Source organism: Nonomuraea soli, from assembly GCF_013761175.1.
Classification (GTDB): domain Bacteria; phylum Actinomycetota; class Actinomycetes; order Streptosporangiales; family Streptosporangiaceae; genus Nonomuraea; species Nonomuraea soli.
Genome location: NZ_JACDUR010000005.1, coordinates 564,615 through 580,859, shown reverse-complemented (window position 1 = coordinate 580,859; position 16,245 = coordinate 564,615). Strand labels below are relative to the sequence as shown.

Below are 16,245 nucleotides of genomic sequence, written 5' to 3'. Positions count from 1 at the left end.
CCGTGAAACGAGCACTCGCCGCTCTGCTGTTAACGCTAACAGCGCTGGTCGCCGCTCCGGCCCAGGCCGACGGCCAGACCTACGACTTCGGCTCCACCGGCCGGATCACCCCCACGACCGCCTTCGCCGACGGCGTGGGCTTCACCGTCCTGCCGACGGAGGCGACCCCTGAGGGCTCGGCTTTCGTCAACGCCGCCGGCGCCACCTTCAGCCTGGAGCTTCCCGACGGCGACTACACCGTCGACCTCAAGGCGGGCGACGCGGCGGGCGCGACCGACATCGCGGTCGGCGTCGAGTCCGTGGCCAAGGTCCAGCAGACCGCCAAGGGCGCGGGAGAGTTCCTGGAGATGTCGTTCTCCGTCGCGCTCGTCGACGGCCGCATGGACTTCGCCTTCTCCGGCACCGCCCCCAAGATCGACTCGCTGGTCGTCACCAGGCAGCCCGCCCGCACCGCCGGGACCCTGCCGACCGTCTACATCGCGGGCGACTCCACCGTGCAGACCTACGACCCGTACTGGGCGCCGGAGGCCGGCTGGGGCCAGATGATCGACGGCTTCTTCGGCACGGCCGTCGCCTTCGACAACCGGGCGATCGGCGGGCGCAGCTCCAAGAACTTCCTCACCCAGGGCCGCCTGGACGAGATCCTGCGCGCCATCAGGCCGGGCGACTACTTCATGGTCCAGTTCGGCCACAACGACGCGACGGCCGGCGTGCCCGACCGCTACGCCTCTCCCGCCGACTACAAGGAGTACCTGCGCCTCTACGTCGACGGAGCCCGCCAGCGCGGCGCGACCCCGATCCTGGTCACCCCGGTCAACCGGCTGGACGTGACGGGAACGGTCTTCAACGAGTCGTTCCCCGAATACGTCGCCAAGATGAAGGAACTGGCCGCCGAGGAGAACGTCGCCCTCGTCGACCTGTCCAAGCGCAGCCGCGACTACCTGAACTCCATCGGCCCCGACACGGCCAGGTCCGTCTTCCTGCACGTCCCGGCGGGCGTCTATCCGGCCTGGTGGGGCGGCGCGGCCGACAACACCCACTTCCAGGAGTACGGCGCCATCCAGATGGCCCGCCTGGTCGCCACCGGGGTCAAGGAGCTCGGCCTCGGCCTGTCGGCCCTGGTCAAGGAGATCGAGGTGCCCGCCGAGGTGCCGGCCAAGCCCGCCGGACTGGTCGCGGGCGGCATCTCCAACGCCGGAGCCCTGCTCAAGTGGACCGCCGTCGAGGGCGCCGACATCTACAAGGTCTACCGTGACGGCGCCCTGGCCACCACCTCCACCATCGCCCAGGCCGAGCTGTCGGGCCTGGCGGAGGGCACGACCTACCAGCTCACCGTCGTCGCGGTGAACGGCAGGGGCGACTCGGCGGCCTCGGACCCGCTCGCGATCACCACGCGCAGGGCGCTGCACCGCTACGACTTCGGCCCCGCCACCGCCCCCGTCATGGCGGGCTACACCCAGGTGACCAGGGCCACGATCTACACCAAGGAGCTCGGCTACGGCCTGGTCGACTCGGCCAACATGATCGACCGTGACCGCGGCGCCGGCCTCGACGACCTGGGCCGCGACTTCGTGGCCTACTTCGGCGGCACCTACGAGTTCCGCCAGGACCTGCCCAACGGCCTGTACGGGGTGAAGGTCCACGCGGGCGACCTGATCGGCAGCTCGCGCACCAACGTCTCGGTCGAGGGGGCCGCGGCCGTCGCGGTGAACGCGAGCAGGGCCGTCGCCACCCGGTCGTTCACCGGCGTCAGGGTGCTCGACGGCCAGCTCAACGTGGTCATCACCGGCCAGACCGGCCACCTCAACGGCCTGGAGATCACCCCGGTGCTTACGGCGCCGGCGGGCCTGGCGGCCGGGGAGCTCACCTTCGACGGCACCTCGGTCACGGTGCCGCTGTCCTGGAGCGCGACCGAGGGCGCCGCGACCTACACGGTCTACCGCGACGGCGAGAAGGTCGGCAGCACCGCCCAGACCTCCTACACCGACGACAAGGCCGAGATCGGCGCCGTCTACTCCTACACCGTCACCGGCGTCGACCCCACCGGGGCCGAGTCGGTGCCCTCGCCCGCGGTGAACGTCTCGGCCGTCGACCCGGCCGTCACGCCGCCTGCCACTCCTGAGCGGGTGAGAGTGGGCAGGGTCGCCAAGACCAGCGTCGACCTGCGCTGGCGGCCGGTGGAGGGCGCGCTGCTGTACCGCGTCTTCCGCGCCGAGAAGCAGGCGGGGCCGTACGAGAAGATCGCGTCGGTGACCGGGCCCGAGCTCACCGACTCCGGCGTGCTGACCACGGTGCCCTTCCACTACAAGGTCGCCGCGGTCAACCGGGGCGGCGAGTCGGCGGCCTCGGCCGTCGTGGCCAGTCCGGCGCGGACCACCCTGAGGCGGCAGATGGAGCGCCTCGACCGGGCCCCGGTCGCCGTCCGGACCGCGCAGGGCGTCTACCTCGGCTGGCGGCTGCTCGGCAGGGACGACGAGGACGAGACGTTCGCGATCTACCGCGACGGGCGGCGCGTCGCCGAGGTGCGCGGGGCCACCAACTACGTCGACCCGCTGGGAACGGCCGCCTCGAAGTACCGGATCGGCGACGGGCGCGAGTTCGGCGTCTGGAGCCACCCGTATCTCGACATCCCGCTCGACAAACCCGCCGACGACTACACCCGCGACGGCCAGCCCCACACCTACGTGGCCGGCGACGCCTCGGTGGGCGACCTCGACGGCGACGGCGTCTACGAGCTGATCCTGAAGTGGGACCCGTCCAACGCCAAGGACAACTCCCAGGCCGGCTATACCGGCAACGTCTTCGTCGACGCCTACCGGCTGACCGGCGAGCGGCTGTGGCGCATCTCGATGGGCAAGAACATCAGGGCCGGCGCCCACTACACCCAGCTCGTCGTCTACGACCTGAACAGCGACGGCCGGGCCGAGGTCATGCTGAAGACCGCCGACGGCACCGTCGACGGCGCGGGCACGGTCATCGGCAACCCCAGCCGCGACCACCGCAACTCCTCCGGCTACGTGCTGTCCGGCCCCGAACACCTGAGCGTCTTCGAGGGCACGACCGGCAAGGTGCTCGACACCGTCGACTACGTGCCCGCCCGCGGCGACGTCGCGGCCTGGGGCGACGCCTACGGCAACCGCGTGGACCGCTTCCTGGCCGGGGTCGCCTACCTCGACGGCGAGCACCCCACGGCGATCTTCAGCCGCGGCTACTACACCCGCACGGTCCTGGGCGCCTGGGACTTCGACGGCTCCGAGCTGAAGCGGCGATGGGTCTTCGACTCCAGCGACGTCCCCGGTTACGCGGGCCAGGGCAACCACAACCTCTCGGTGGCCGACGTGGACGGCGACCAGAAGGACGAGATCGTATTCGGCTCGATGACCGTCGACGACGACGGCGAGGGCCTGTACACCACCGGGCTGGGCCATGGCGACGCGCTCCACGCCGGCGACCTCGACCCGGCACGTCCCGGCCTCGAGGTCTTCGCCGCCCACGAGGACATGGGCTCCAGCGGCAACCGCGGCGCCACCTTCCGCGACGCCGCGACCGGCGAGGTGCTCTGGTCGCTGCCCGCGACGAAGGACACCGGCCGCGCCGCCTCCGGCGACATCGACCCCCGCCACGCGGGGGCCGAGGGCTGGGCGGTCGTCACCACCGGCGAGTGGAACTCCCGCGAAGGCCAGCTCCGCTCGGCCGCGGGCGAGCTCATCGGCAGCGCCATCCCGGCGGCCAACTTCCTGGCCTGGTGGGACGGCGACCCGCTGCGCGAGATCGTCGACCACGACTGGGACGGCGCCAAGGGCGTGGGCACGATCAGCAAGTGGGACCACCTCACCGGTACGGCCACGCCGCTGGTCAGGGCGGAGGGCACGCTGTCGAACAACGGCACCAAGGGCACGCCCGCCCTCCAGGCCGACCTGTTCGGCGACTGGCGCGAGGAGATCGTCTGGCGCGGGGCCGACAGCACCTTCCTGCGGCTGTTCACCACCGTCGACCCGACCGCGACGCGGATCCACACACTGATGCACGACCCGGTCTACCGGCTCGGGGTGGCGTGGCAGAACGTGGGCTACAACCAGCCGCCGCACACCGGGTTCTTCATCGGAGAGGGGATGAGCGCCCCGGCCGGGCCCCGGATCGAATACACCCGGTGACGCTATAGCGGAATCAGCGCCGCTATAGTGGACTTTTGTGGAAAACGTCCTGTCCAGCGGCCTGTCAATGGCCGAGCTGGGAGCGCGGGTCCGTGCCGAGCGCCGGGCCCGCGGCCTGGCGCTCGAACGGCTGGCCGAGCTGAGCGGCGTCAGCCGGAGCATGGTCTCCGACATCGAGCGCGGAGCCAAGACGCCGAGCGTCCTCGTGCTCGACCGGCTGGCCACCGCCCTCGGCACCTCCATCGCCAGGCTGCTGGACGACCCCGCCCGTCCCGAGGTGGTCCTGCTCACCCGCGACAGCCAGCGGGTGGTGCGCGACCCCTCGGGCTGGGAGCGGCGCATCCTGTCGCCCGTGCTGCCCGGCGTCGAGTTCGAGTTCATGCGCACCACCCTCGGACCGGGCGTCGACGCCGGGACGTTCGACCCGCACGCCCCGGGTTCGCGCGAGTACGTCGCCGTCGAGCGGGGCCGCCTGCGCCTGACCCTCGACGCCGGCCGCCCCCACGTGCTGGAGGAAGGCGACGCCGCCTACTTCCCGGGCGACCGGCTGCACGCCTTCGCCAACGACCTGGAGACCGGCGACTGCGTCTTCTACCTGGCCATGGAACTGGGAGTGCGACACGATGGATGAGTTCGAGCGCGCGGCCCGCATGGCCTCGGCCTACCTGGAGCGGGTGCCCGACCGGCCCGTGTGGCGGCCCGTGCCCGACCGCACCTGGCTGACCGAGCAGGAGATGCCCGACCGCGGCCGGCCCCTGGCCCGCCTGCTCGACGACATCGGCGAGTTCGTGCTGCCGCACCCCATGGGCAACGGCCATCCCCGCTTCTTCGGCTGGGTCAACTCCCCGCCTTCCCAGGCCGGGGTCGCCGTGGCTCCCCTCGCCGCCGCCTTCAACCCCAGCACCGCCGGTGGTGACCAGGCGGGCGTGCTGCTGGAACGCACCGCCGTACGCTGGCTGGCCGAGCTCGTCGGCTTCCCGCACCCGCCCGGCGGAGGGCTGCTGACCAGCGGTGCGTCCATGGCGACCATCGTCGCGCTGTCCGCCGCCCGCCGCCGCGCCCTGCCGGACGTGCGCGAGAACGGGCTGTACGGCCGGGCGCCCCTGGTGATGTACCTGTCGGAGGAGGGCCACAGCTGCCTGCGCAAGGCCGCCGAGCTGCTGGGCCTGGGAAGCGCCAACCTCCACGTGGTCCCCGTCGACGCCGCCTACCGCATGGACCCGGCGGCCCTGCGCGCCCGGATCGAGCGCGACCTGGCGGACGGAGCCCGTCCCTTCCTGGTGGCGGCCAGCGCCGGCACGGTCAACACCGGCGCCGTCGACCCCCTCGCCGAGATCGCCGCCGTCGCCCGCGAGCACGGCCTGTGGTTCCACGTCGACGGCGCCTACGGAGCGCTGGCGGCCGTGACCGGCGACCCGGTCTTCGAGGGCATGGCCGAGGCCGACTCCCTGGCCCTCGACCCGCACAAGTGGCTCGGCGTCCCGGTCGACTGCGGCTGCGTGCTCTTCCGCGACCCCGCCTTGGTGCGTGACACCTTCAGCCTCGTCCCGCCGTACCTGCGCGACGACGAGGGCGACCCGCTGGGCTGGTTCTCGGAGTACGGCATCGAGCAGACCCGCCCGTTCAGGGCCCTGCGCGTGTGGGCCACGATCGCCCACCGCGGCCGCGCCGGCGTGGTCGAGCTGGTGCGCCGCACCACCGGCCTGGCCAGGACCCTGGCCGGGATGGTCGAGGAGTCCGGCGACTTCGAGCTGATGGCCCCCGTGACGACTTCCATCGTCGCCTTCCGCTACACCCCGGCCGACCTGCCAGGACTTCCCGCCGCCGTGCAGCGCAGGGGCCGGGCGTTCATCACCGGCACCCGGCTGGGCGGGCTGGCGGCGCTGCGGGCGTGCATCCTGCACCCGGAGACGACCGAGGCGGACCTCGCCATCCTGCTCGACGAGATCCGCCTGGCCGCCAAGGAGCTCTAGCGCACGTAGATCGCGGGCCTCGGCGGGGCCGACATGCCGTCACCCAGGAAGAAGCTCGGGTGCGGCGGCTGGTTGTAGGCGGTGTTCTGCCAGGCCAGGGCAACCCGGTACTGGGTGTCGTGGAGCAGGGTGTGGATGGCGCGGTCGGTGACGTTCGTCGTCGCGTGGATCCGCAACGCCGTGTTGTCGCTCAGCGGCCACACGACCTCCTCGCGCCAGTCGCCCAGGATGTCGCCCGACAACGACGGCGTCGCCTTGGTGCCGTTGTTGGAGTGCACCCCCGAGGCGGTCAGGAGCCTGGCGTCGGAGCCGGTGCCGTACTTGTCGATCCTGGTCTGGTCGACGAGCTCGCGCACCGGGTCGCCGTCCCACCAGGCGAGGAAGTTGATCGACGACGGTTCGCGGCCGAGCGAGCCGCCGGTGGCGCTGCGCAGCACCGTGTCGGACGCCGACCAGGCCTCGCCGCCCGCGCTGCCCGCCCAGACATCGCCCGCCACGCCGCGGCCGTTGTCGCAGGCGCAGCCGCTGACCGACCACAGGATCGAGCCGGTGCGGGCGTCGGCCATCCAGGAGTCGACGCCCGAGGTGTTCTCCGACGTCATGAAGTACTCCAGGCCGGAGCGGCCGGGGTTGAAGTCGCCGACGTGGAGGGCGTCGCCGTGGCCGTTGCCGGTGTTCCACAACGCCGAGCCGTTGTCGTTGACGGCCATGGCGCCGAAGGCGATCTCGTCCCTGCCGTCCTGGTCGAGGTCGGCGATGGACAGGGAGTGGGCGCCCTGCCCGGTGTAGGCGCTGCCCGCGGAGTTGGAGTCGAAGGTCCAGCGCTTGGTCAGCGTCCCGTTGCGGAAGTCCCAGGCGGCGATCACGGTGCGGGTGTAGTAGCCGCGGGACATGATCAGCGACGGGCGCTCGCCGTCGAGGTAGGCGGTCCCGGCCAGGAAACGGTCGACGCGGTTGCCGTAGTTGTCGCCCCAGGAGGAGACGGTGCCGCGCGGCGGGTCGTAGTTCACCGTCGACAGGACCGCGCCGGTCAGGCCGTTGAACATGGTCAGGTACTCGGGACCGGCCAGGACGTAGCCGGAGGAGTTGCGGTGGTCGGCCGACGAGCTGCCGATGACCTGACCGGTGCCGGAGACGGTGGCGTCGGCGGTCTTCATGGCCACCTCGGCGCGGCCGTCGCCGTCGTAGTCGTAGACCTGGAACTGGGTGTAGTGCGCGCCCGCCCGGATGTTGCGCCCCAGGTCGATGCGCCACAGGCGGGTGCCGTTGAGCCGGTAGGCGTCGACGTAGACGTTGCCGGTGTAGCCGGCCTGGGAGTTGTCCTTGGCGTTGGACGGATCCCACTTCAGCACGATCTCCAGCTGGCCGTCGCCGTCGAGGTCGCCGACGCTGGCGTCGTTGGCGCTGTAGGTGTAGGCGACGCCGTCGGGGGTGGTGCCCCCTGACGGCACCTGGATCGGCACGTCCAGGTAGGAGCCGCCGGTGAAGCGCAGCGAGGACTCGGAGGCGGCCTGCTCCGACCCGTTGACCACCGGGCGCACGGTGTAGGAGGCGTCGGACGCGGCGCCCGAGTCCAGGTAGTTGGTCGAGCCGGAGACGCCCGCGACGAAGGTGGAGCCCCGGTAGAGGTTGAAGGTGACGCCCACCGGGTCGGTGCCGAGCAGGCGCCAGGAGACCAGGTTGGCGCTGCCCGAGCGCACGCTGACCAGGCCCCGGTTGAGGTCCTCCGCCTGGCGGCCGGTCTGCGGCGAGCCGCCGTCGGTGACCTCCAGGTAGTCGATGTTGGCCAGGCCGTTGGCGGTGGTGGGGCTGAGCCTGACGGTGTTGGAGCCCGCGTTGAGGTTGGCGGTCACCGACTTGGAGACCCAGGTGGTCCAGGCGCCGGTGGGGTCGAAGGCGCCGGCCGCCTGCGTGGTGGAGCCGTTGACGACGATGTCGGCCGGGCGGCCGGCGGTGCCGCCGTTGGCGTGGCGGAAGGTGAGGGTCGCGGCGCCGGCCGAGGCGGCGTTCACCGTGAACGTCACGCCGGAGCCGACGGCGTTGGCGGCGTTGCAGAAGCCGGTGCCGGAGAAGCCCGCGTGGTTGGAGTCGATGGTGCCGTCGCAGGCGGCCTGTTCGGCTTCGTATCGGGTGGTGGCCGCCGAGGCGGGTGCGGCCACCAGGGCCAGGGTCAGGATGAGAGCTGCTGCTAATCGCAAGGCGAGACCTTCCAGTGGGGGGTTTCCATCAGGTCGAGCGAGCGCAACTCGGCCGCGACCAGGTCCGCGAAGACCGTCGCGCCGTAGTCGGAGGTGTGCGTGTCGTCTGCCTCCTCTCGGGTGAGATACAGGTCCTGAGACTTGTCGGGCCCGAGCTCCTCGACCAGCTCGCGGCTGAGCCGGGTGAGGTCGATCAGGCGTTCCCCGACGTCCCGCGTGACCGCGGGCAGGTCGGCGCCGGCCTCGTTGACGTGCAGGCCGGCGGGGCCCAGCCCGCGGCGGACCATCGGGGTGATTAGGACCGGGGTGGCGCCGCGGTCCCGGACGTTCCGCACGATCTCGGTGAGGCTCGCGCGGAAGCTCTGGGCGGTCGTGCGCTTGTCGTTGTGGCCGAACTGCACCAGCACGACGTCGCCCGGCCGCAGCTGGGGCTCCATCGCCGCCCACAGTTCGGGCTTGGCCAGGAAGCTCGCCGCGTTCTCGCCGGAGCCCGAGTGGTTGACCACCGACACGCCCCGGCCGAAGTGGCGGGTCAGGCGCTGGCCCCAGCCGGTGAAGGGCGCGTGCTCCTGGTCGGTGACGGTGGAGTCGCCGGCCAGGAACAGCCGCACGTGCTCGGCGGCCGGAGCGACCTCCAGCTCCGAGAAGGAGCCGCTGAAGGCCAGGTGCAACCCGTGCCTGCCGTACCCGTGGAAGGCGTTCTGCTGGCCCTCCGGATGTCGCACGTTGACCGTGAAGGCGTGCGTGCCCGCCTCGTGGCACGGGGCGACCATGAGGCGGCGGGCCTGGGCGAAGACGGCCGACCCGCCGCCCAGCCGTACGGTGACGTCGTAGTGGCCGGGCGGCAGGTCGAACGAGCGGGTGATCATGCGCTGGGGATCTTGTCCCCGACGAGGGCCAGGTTCTGGATGGCCGACAGGCCGAACAGCGCGGTGGAGTTGGTGGAGATCCACGGCGCGCTCGTGGACGGGTTGAGTGTGCTGTCCACCTTCGTGGTCGTCCAGTTGCCGTTGTGGGCGTACTCCCAGACGTTGTCGACCGTCATGAACTTCTGCCAGGCGCGCGCGGCCAGGGCGTCGTCCTTGAGGTGGACCGCCGCGTAGGCGTCGAGCCTGGCATGGCCCTGCTTGAGGCTGACGTTGCCGAAGTGCGCGCCGTACCTGGCGGTCTGCTCGGCCCTGGTGCCGTTGTAGTACTTGCAGTAGTCGAGCCAGGCCGACTTGAACGCGGGCACGTCGATCAGGTCGATGAGCTCGGCGCACATCTCCACCAGGCCGAACATGGCCGACAGGTGCGAGACGCTCACGGCGGGCGCCGGGGCGATGGCGAACCTGCCGGTGTCGAGGTCGTACAGGCCGCTGCCCTGGACGAAACCGTTCGGCTGGCCGCCGATGGTCTCCATGGTGCCGCGCAGCTTGGTGTGGCAGGCCTCGGCCTTGGGCCCCTGGCGTTCCCACTCGGCGAGCCAGGCGGCGGCCAGGCCCGACCAGTCGGTGCCGAAGCCGATCGACAGCGCGTTGGGGTTCGGCGTGTACGGCTCGGTGCGGATCTTGCGGATCGGGTCGAGCACCAGGAAGGTCTTCTCCGACTCGGCCAGTTCCGACAGCAGGTCGCCGGTGCGCTCGTCGGCGGTGAGGAAGTAGTAGAAGCGCCGGTAGCTCGCCGTCGAGATGCGCTGCTGCTTGGCGCTGTCGGCCCAGTGCTGCACGCCGTGCCGGGTGCCCAGGCCCGCCCACGGGCCGAGGTGGTAGACGTCGACCTCGCCGGTGTGGCGGGTCATGGCCTCGGCGAAGCGGAAGATGTCGGCCCGGCCGCTGCGCAGGAACGCGTACCAGAGCCACAGGTCGGGGGAGAGCTCGGAGTTGTCCCAGGCGTAGCCGCCGATGTCGTAGCGCCAGACCTTACGGTCCTCGTCGAAGGTGTGCATGATGTCGCCGTAGTCCCAGAACCCGTACCAGTGCCGCTCCTCCACCTGCTTGCGGTAGAAGTCGAACTGGAAGTCCAGGTGGTCCTCGATGACCTTCTTGACCGGGTGGGCGCGGTCGACCGGCGAGAACAGCCCGCCGAAGACCTTCGCCGACACCAGGTGCTCGACCGAGTTGATCACCTGCGGGCGGGTGCGGACCTGGTCGGCCATCGCTCCCAGCACCTGGGCCGACGGCGTGGCGGCCAGGGCCCAGAAGGTCAGGTCGTTGGTCCTGGCGATGCCGTACGGCGTGCCGAAGCCCGGCTCGTAGTCCTCGTAGGTGATCTCCAGGCCGCCCTTGTACTGCTCCTCGTAGGTGTCCTGGCCCATGCCGTCGTGGTAGAAGCGCAGGTCCATCGGCTGGGCCTCGGGCGACCACAACCAGACGGTGACCTCGGCCTCCTCGGTGTGCGCGTTCTTGACGTCGAGCTGGGCCGGGTGGCGCTGCCAGAAGTCGTTGAGCCCGAAACCGAGTCCTCCGGTGACGCCGCCGACGTAGCCGAAGCCGGAGGCGCGCTTGCCCTGGTCGACGGAGATCCAGCCCTGGCCCTTCTTGGTGCGCTTCCTGATCGTGAAGCCCTCGGAGGAGAGCTGGCTGAGGGTGTAGTCGCCCCATTCGGGGATGTACTGCAGGCGGGTGGTGACCCGCTGGTCCCAGGTGGCGGGGTCGGGCAGCTTCTGCCCGGCGATCTGGGCTGCCCGTACGGCGGCGCCGGGGTCGCGGCGCAGGCCGGTGACGCCCTTGATCGCCTCGGAGAGCATGCCGTGGCCGTCGCCGACGAAGCGCACGTGACGGTCGTAGGAGGCATCGCGCATCGGCACGCGGAAGCGCACGCCGAGCCCGGCGATGAAGTCCTCCTGCCCGTCGCGGTCGTAGACGAAGGTGTGCGCCATGCGGAAGTTCTCCGCGCCCGCGTAGAAGTACAGCCGGACCGTGAAGGGCAGCCAGGCCTTGCCCTTCTTGTCCTGGTGCTTGCCCTCGACGCGGACGACGGCGCGGATCGGGCCCGACTGCTCGACCACGACCTTCTGGACGTTGCTCAGGAACTCGTCGCGCTCGACCGTGTCGTGCTCGATCTTGTTCTGCTTGATGTTGACCAGCTGGCCCTTGCGCGCGATCTCCACGTCGCCGCGCCAGACCTGGCTGACCAGCTCGGAGCCGCTCTTGCGGATGCGGGCCCGGATGACGCCGGTGTCGACGTCGACGTGGTTCTTCTCGTCCTTGACCGTCACCGGCGTCGCCGGCGCGGCGGCCGCGCCCGCGACCAGGGTGTAGGACTCGGCGGGCGTGGTGGGCGCGATCGCGTGCGCGGTCCATTTCACCGAGCCGTCGGGCCAGTAGGCGATCGGCCAGCTCTGCACCGGCGTGCCGTCGGACAGGGCGAAGGTCTGCTCCTTGGTGACCGTGGCCTTGGGCCACGGCGTGCCCCAGGTGGAGACGGCCGCCGTGCCCGGCTTGCCCTCCAGCCAGGTCAGGTTCACTTCCGGTACGGCTGCCGCCTGCGCGGACTGCGTGTTGCCGACCACCGAGATCAAGGGCGTCGCTGCCATACCGGCTAACACCTGGCGGCGGGAAACTTCCATCAAGGCCTCCGGGGGATGAGGGCGAGGAGTTGGATCGCCGCCAGGGAGTACTGGGCGGCGTCGTTGGTGGAGATGTACGGGGCCTCGTCGACCGGCATGAGCACGTTCGCGCCGTCGACGCGGGTGCGTTTCCAGTCGGCTTCGGCCTGGAGCGGGTTGGTGTTGAGCCGGTCGCCGTCGCCGACCTCGAAGGCGCGCCAGGCCACGTCGGCCAGTTCCCGGTCGCCGGTGCGGTGGGCGTAGTAGGCGGCCAGGCGGCTGTGGGCCTGGATCAGCGAGACGGTCTCGAACCCGGCGGTCAGGTAGAGGCGGCAGTAGTCGAGCCAGGCCTGCTCGAAGCCGGGCACGCCGAGCTCCAGGTCGATCAGCTCGGCGCAGACCTCGGGCAGGCCGAAGACCGCCGACAGGTGGGAGACGGAGATCTCGTCCGTGGTCTGGTGAAGGCGGCCGTCCTTCAGCGCGGCCTCGCCGACCAGGAAGCCGATGCCGGCGATGTCGGCCATCGTGCCGAGCAGCCTGTCGCGGGCCTCGGTGTCGCCGTGGCGCTCCCACCGGGTCAGCCACATGGCCGCCAGCGCGCCCCAGTCGGTGCCGAGCCCGATCCTGGGCTCCTCGATGTCGCGATATTTCCGGAGAGGGTCAAGGACGGCCACCGCGTCCTCGCTCAGCTCGTCCATCAGGTCGCCGGTGCGCTCGTCGGTGGTCAGGTAGTAGAAGAAGCGCCGGTAGATCGCGCTGGAGATGCGCAGCTGCTTGCAGGAGCAGCCCCAGTGCTGCACGTTGTGCCGGGAGCCCAGGCCCTTCCATCGGCCCAGGTGGTAGACGTCGACCTCGCCGGTGTGGCGGGTCATCGCCTCAGCAAAACGGAAAACGCTTTCCCGACCGGTACGCAAAAACTGGTACCACAGCCACAGGTCAGGCGACAGTTCCGAGTTGTCCCAGGCGTAGCCGCCGACGTCGTAACGCCAGGTGTGGCGGTCGGCGTCGTAGGCGTGCATGACGTCGCCGTAGTCCCAGAACCCGTACCAGCGGCGCTGTTCCTGCTGGTCGCGGTAGAAGTCGAAGAGGAAGTCCAGGCGCTCCTCCGCCGGGTCGTCGCCCCTGGGCGCCCAGGAGCCGAAGACGCCTGCCTCGTGGTAGCGCTCGGGCGTGCAGACCAGCAGGCTCGGGGCGAGCTCCAGCGGGAGCTCCCGCGGCGTGCCCTCGAAGACCCGCAAGGACAGCTCGTGGGTGCGGGCGATGCCGTGGGCGTCGCCGAAGCCCGGCTCGTGGTCCTCGTAGGTGATCTCCAGGCCTTCGAGCTGCTCGGCATGCGTGTCCTGGCCCATGCCGTCGTGCCAGAACCGCACGTCGAGCGGCGGGGCGCTGGGCGAGTGGAGCCAGACCGCCGCCGTCGCCAGCTCGGTGGCGGCGTTGCGGATGTCGAGCCTGGTGGGGTGCAGCTTCCAGAAGTCGCGCAGCCCGAAGCCGAGCCCGCCGCTGACGCCGCCCACGTAGCCGTAGCCCTGGGAGCGGGTGCCGGCCGGGATCGTCACCCAGCCGCGGCCCCGCGTGGTGCGCTTGCGCAGCAGGAAGCCGTCGGCGCTGTTCTGGTCGAGCGTGTAGTCGTTCCAGGCGGGGATCAGGTGCAGCCTGCCGGCCACCTCGGGGTTGGGGATCTCGCCGGCCGGGCGACCGGTCAGCTGCGCCTGCCGTACGGCCTGGCCGGGGTCGCGGCGCAGGCCCGTGAGGCCGCGCACGGACTCGGTGAGGAAGCCCGACGGCCCCGCCAGGCGGATGTGGCGGTCGTGCAGCTCGTCGCGCATCACCACGTCGGCCTTGAGCCCCAGGCCCCTGAGGAAGTCGCGCTCGGGGTCGCCGTCCCAGACGAAGGTGTGCACGATGCGCACGTCGCGGGCGCCGGCGTAGAAGTACAGCCGCACGGAGAACGGCAGCCAGTCGCCGTGACGCCCCTCGACCCTGACCACGGCGCGGACCGGGCCGTCCTGCTCGACCGTCACCCGCTCGACCGTGGCGACCGTCTCCTCGTCCTTGACGCTGACCAGGCGCACGTCGCGGACGATCTCGCGGGAGCCGTACGTGATCGACTCGATCAGCGTGTCGCGGGACAGCCGCCAGGTGACCGGGCCGCTGCGGACGGTCAGGCCGTCGACGGTGACCGGGTGCTCGGGCAGGGCGGGTTCGCCGGGCGCCAGCGCGTAGGTCTCGGCCGGCTCGTCCTGCGGGCCGATGGCGTGGCCCGACCACTTGATCGACCCGTCGGGCCAGGTCGCGGTGACCCAGCTCTGCACGGGGACCTCGCCGAGGGAGAACGGCGTGCCGGGGTGGTGGGCCCCGCGCGGCCAGGGCACACCCCAGGAGGTGCCCTGGCCACGCGAGCCGTCCAGCCAGTGAAGAACAGTCGTCATGTGCCTTCCTTCGTCAGGCCCATAACGACAAGGCCACTGTGCTTATTGGCGACCTCGACAAGCTCGGTCACTCCTTCACCGACCCGATCATGACGCCCTTGGCGAAGTGCTTCTGCAGGAACGGGTAGAAGCACAGGATGGGCACGGTGGCGATCACGACGACCGCGAACTTGATGCCCTCGACGGGGAAGAAGTTGGCCGAGTCCACCGTCGCCAGCGCGTTGGCCGCCTCCGGGCTGGTCAGCTGGCGGACCAGGACCTGCAGGGTCCACTTGGTGTTGTCGGTGATGTAGAGCAGGGGCGACATGTAGTCGTTCCAGATGGCCACCGCGTAGAAGAGCGCGAAGGTCGCGATGACCGGCTTCGACAGCGGGAGCACGATCCGCCAGAAGACCATGAGCTCGCTGGCGCCGTCGATGCGGGCGGCCTCCTCCAGCGCCTCGGGCAGCTCCTGGAAGAAGCTCTTGACGATGATCAGGTAGAAGGGGTTGATCGCGAGCGGCAGGATCAGCGCCCAGTAGCTGTCCAGCAGGCCCAGGTCGCGCACCACCAGGTAGGTGGGGATCATGCCGCCGCTGAAGACCATCGCGAAGATGATCATGTTCAGTACGACCCCGCGGCCCGGCAGGCCCTTCTTGGCCAGCGGATAGGCCATGACCAGGGTGAGCGCCAGCTGCACCAGCGTGCCGACGGCGGTCACGAAGATGGTGGTGATCAGCGCCCTGACGAAGGTCGGCGTGGCGAAGATGTACTCGTAGACGCCGGTGGTGAAACGTTCCGGCCACAGGAAGAAGGGCCGGGTCGCGATCTCCGACTCGGTGGCGAAGGAACCCGCCAGCACGTAGAGCAGGGGCAGCACGGTGATGAGGCCCATGCCGACGAGCAGGGCGGTGTTGACGACGTCGAAGACGCGGCTGCCGAACGTTTGCTTCATGGCTAGAAGAGCCCTCTCTGCCCGAGGCGCTTGGCCAGCCAGTTGCATCCGAAGATCAGAAGTACGCCGACGGTGCCCTTGAAGAGGCCGACCGCGGTGGCGTAGCTGTAGCCGCCCTGGGTGATGCCGACGTAGTACGTGTAGGTGTCGAAGACGTTGGCGACCTCGCGGTTGAGCGAGTTGGTCAGCAGCCACAGCTGCTCGAAGCTCTGGTCCAGCAGATGGCCGGAGTGCAGGATCGCCATGAGCACGATCGTCGGGCGGATGGCGGGCAGCGTGACGTGCCAGAACTGCCGCCAGCGTCCCGCGCCGTCCATGCGGGCGGCCTCGTAGAGCTCGGTGTTGACGCTGGCCAGAGCGGCCAGGTAGATGATCGTGCCCCAGCCGGTGCCCTTCCAGACCGTCTGCAGGATGATGATCGGCCGGAACCAGTCCGCCTGGGCGACGTAGTCGACCTTGCCGCCGCCGACGACCGAGTGGATCCAGTTGGCGATCACCCCGAAGTCGACGGAGAACAGGATGTAGGTGAGCCCGGCGACGATGGTCCAGCTCAGGAAGTGCGGGATGTAGATCAGCGACTGGACGGAACGCTTGACGACGTTGATGCGCAGCTCGTTGAGCATGAGCGCGACGATGATCGGCATGGGGAAGGCGATCAGGAAGATCAGCATCGCCAGGATCATCGTGTTGCTGAACAGCATGCCGAAGTCGCCGCCGGCGAACAGCGTCTCGAAGTGCTTGAGCCCCACCCACTCGCTGCCGGAGTAGCCCAGGAACGGCACGAAGTCCTGGAAGGCGATGGTGAGCCCGTACATCGGCAGGTACTTGAAGATCACGAAGTACGCCAGGCCGGGCAGCAGCATCAGGTAGAGCCAGCGGTAGCGGAGGATCGCCGCTCCCAGCGGCACCCTGGGCGCCTTCTGCTTCTTGGCCTTGCGTGACGCCTCGGTCGGAGGCGGCGCCAGGTCGGTGGCCATAGCGGCCTCCTTTCGGGGGAGGGGCCCGGAACGCGTCCGGGCCCCCTCACG

General features: G+C 70.4%; 9 protein-coding genes. 3 read left to right on the top strand and 6 right to left on the bottom strand.

Annotated features, from left to right (window positions below):
• The first annotated feature begins 2 nt into the window (after positions 1 to 2).
• From HNR30_RS49460 to HNR30_RS25895, 3 genes are read left to right on the top strand one after another with little or no spacing between them, the layout of a single operon-like run.
• Complete coding sequence (locus tag HNR30_RS49460) at positions 3 to 4,154, top strand: rhamnogalacturonan lyase family protein (RefSeq protein WP_181612605.1); 4,152 nt, start codon at positions 3 to 5, stop codon at positions 4,152 to 4,154.
• A 37-nt stretch (positions 4,155 to 4,191) separates the two neighbouring features.
• A complete protein-coding gene (locus HNR30_RS25900) occupies positions 4,192 to 4,785 on the top strand; it encodes a helix-turn-helix domain-containing protein (protein WP_312894643.1) in 594 nt (197 codons plus the stop codon).
• Positions 4,778 to 6,127 carry a pyridoxal phosphate-dependent decarboxylase family protein gene (locus HNR30_RS25895; protein ID WP_181612604.1) on the top strand — a complete coding sequence of 450 codons (1,350 nt, stop codon included), beginning with the start codon at positions 4,778 to 4,780 and terminating at the stop codon, positions 6,125 to 6,127. The genes HNR30_RS25900 and HNR30_RS25895 overlap by 8 nt, the downstream gene beginning before the upstream one ends.
• Here the strand turns inward: HNR30_RS25895 and HNR30_RS25890 are convergent.
• From HNR30_RS25890 to HNR30_RS25865, 6 genes are all read right to left on the bottom strand, one after another.
• Positions 6,124 to 8,325, bottom strand: coding sequence for a rhamnogalacturonan lyase family protein (locus HNR30_RS25890; RefSeq protein ID WP_281389816.1), 2,202 nt, complete (start codon positions 8,323 to 8,325; stop codon positions 6,124 to 6,126). The genes HNR30_RS25895 and HNR30_RS25890 overlap by 4 nt on opposite strands.
• Positions 8,316 to 9,194, bottom strand: a complete 879-nt coding sequence (locus HNR30_RS25885; protein WP_181612603.1) for a rhamnogalacturonan acetylesterase — start codon at positions 9,192 to 9,194, stop codon at positions 8,316 to 8,318. Before HNR30_RS25885 ends, HNR30_RS25890 begins: the two co-directional genes overlap by 10 nt.
• The gene (locus HNR30_RS25880; RefSeq protein ID WP_220133987.1) at positions 9,191 to 11,842 is read right to left on the bottom strand and encodes an exo-rhamnogalacturonan lyase family protein; all 2,652 of its coding nucleotides are present in this window, start codon (positions 11,840 to 11,842) and stop codon (positions 9,191 to 9,193) included. The genes HNR30_RS25885 and HNR30_RS25880 overlap by 4 nt, the downstream gene beginning before the upstream one ends.
• A gap of 32 nt (positions 11,843 to 11,874) precedes the next feature.
• Positions 11,875 to 14,283, bottom strand: a complete 2,409-nt coding sequence (locus tag HNR30_RS25875) for an exo-rhamnogalacturonan lyase family protein (RefSeq protein ID WP_181612601.1) — start codon at positions 14,281 to 14,283, stop codon at positions 11,875 to 11,877.
• Between the two features lie 67 nt (positions 14,284 to 14,350).
• Positions 14,351 to 15,217, bottom strand: a complete 867-nt coding sequence (locus HNR30_RS25870) for a carbohydrate ABC transporter permease (protein WP_181612600.1) — start codon at positions 15,215 to 15,217, stop codon at positions 14,351 to 14,353.
• Between the two features lie 2 nt (positions 15,218 to 15,219).
• Positions 15,220 to 16,194 carry an ABC transporter permease gene (locus HNR30_RS25865; protein ID WP_181612599.1) on the bottom strand — a complete coding sequence of 325 codons (975 nt, stop codon included), beginning with the start codon at positions 16,192 to 16,194 and terminating at the stop codon, positions 15,220 to 15,222.
• Positions 16,195 to 16,245 lie beyond the last annotated feature (51 nt).

Excerpts from the sequence above, each read along its gene's own strand:
- HNR30_RS25895 (WP_181612604.1), top strand. The coding sequence starts at position 4,778 with ATGGATGAGTTCGAGCGCGCGGCCCGCATGGCCTCGGCCTACCTGGAG.
- HNR30_RS25885 (WP_181612603.1), bottom strand. The coding sequence starts at position 9,194 with ATGATCACCCGCTCGTTCGACCTGCCGCCCGGCCACTACGACGTCACC.
- HNR30_RS25880 (WP_220133987.1), bottom strand. The coding sequence starts at position 11,842 with ATGGCAGCGACGCCCTTGATCTCGGTGGTCGGCAACACGCAGTCCGCG.
- HNR30_RS25875 (WP_181612601.1), bottom strand. The coding sequence starts at position 14,283 with ATGACGACTGTTCTTCACTGGCTGGACGGCTCGCGTGGCCAGGGCACC.
- HNR30_RS25870 (WP_181612600.1), bottom strand. The coding sequence starts at position 15,217 with ATGAAGCAAACGTTCGGCAGCCGCGTCTTCGACGTCGTCAACACCGCC.
- HNR30_RS25865 (WP_181612599.1), bottom strand. The coding sequence starts at position 16,194 with ATGGCCACCGACCTGGCGCCGCCTCCGACCGAGGCGTCACGCAAGGCC.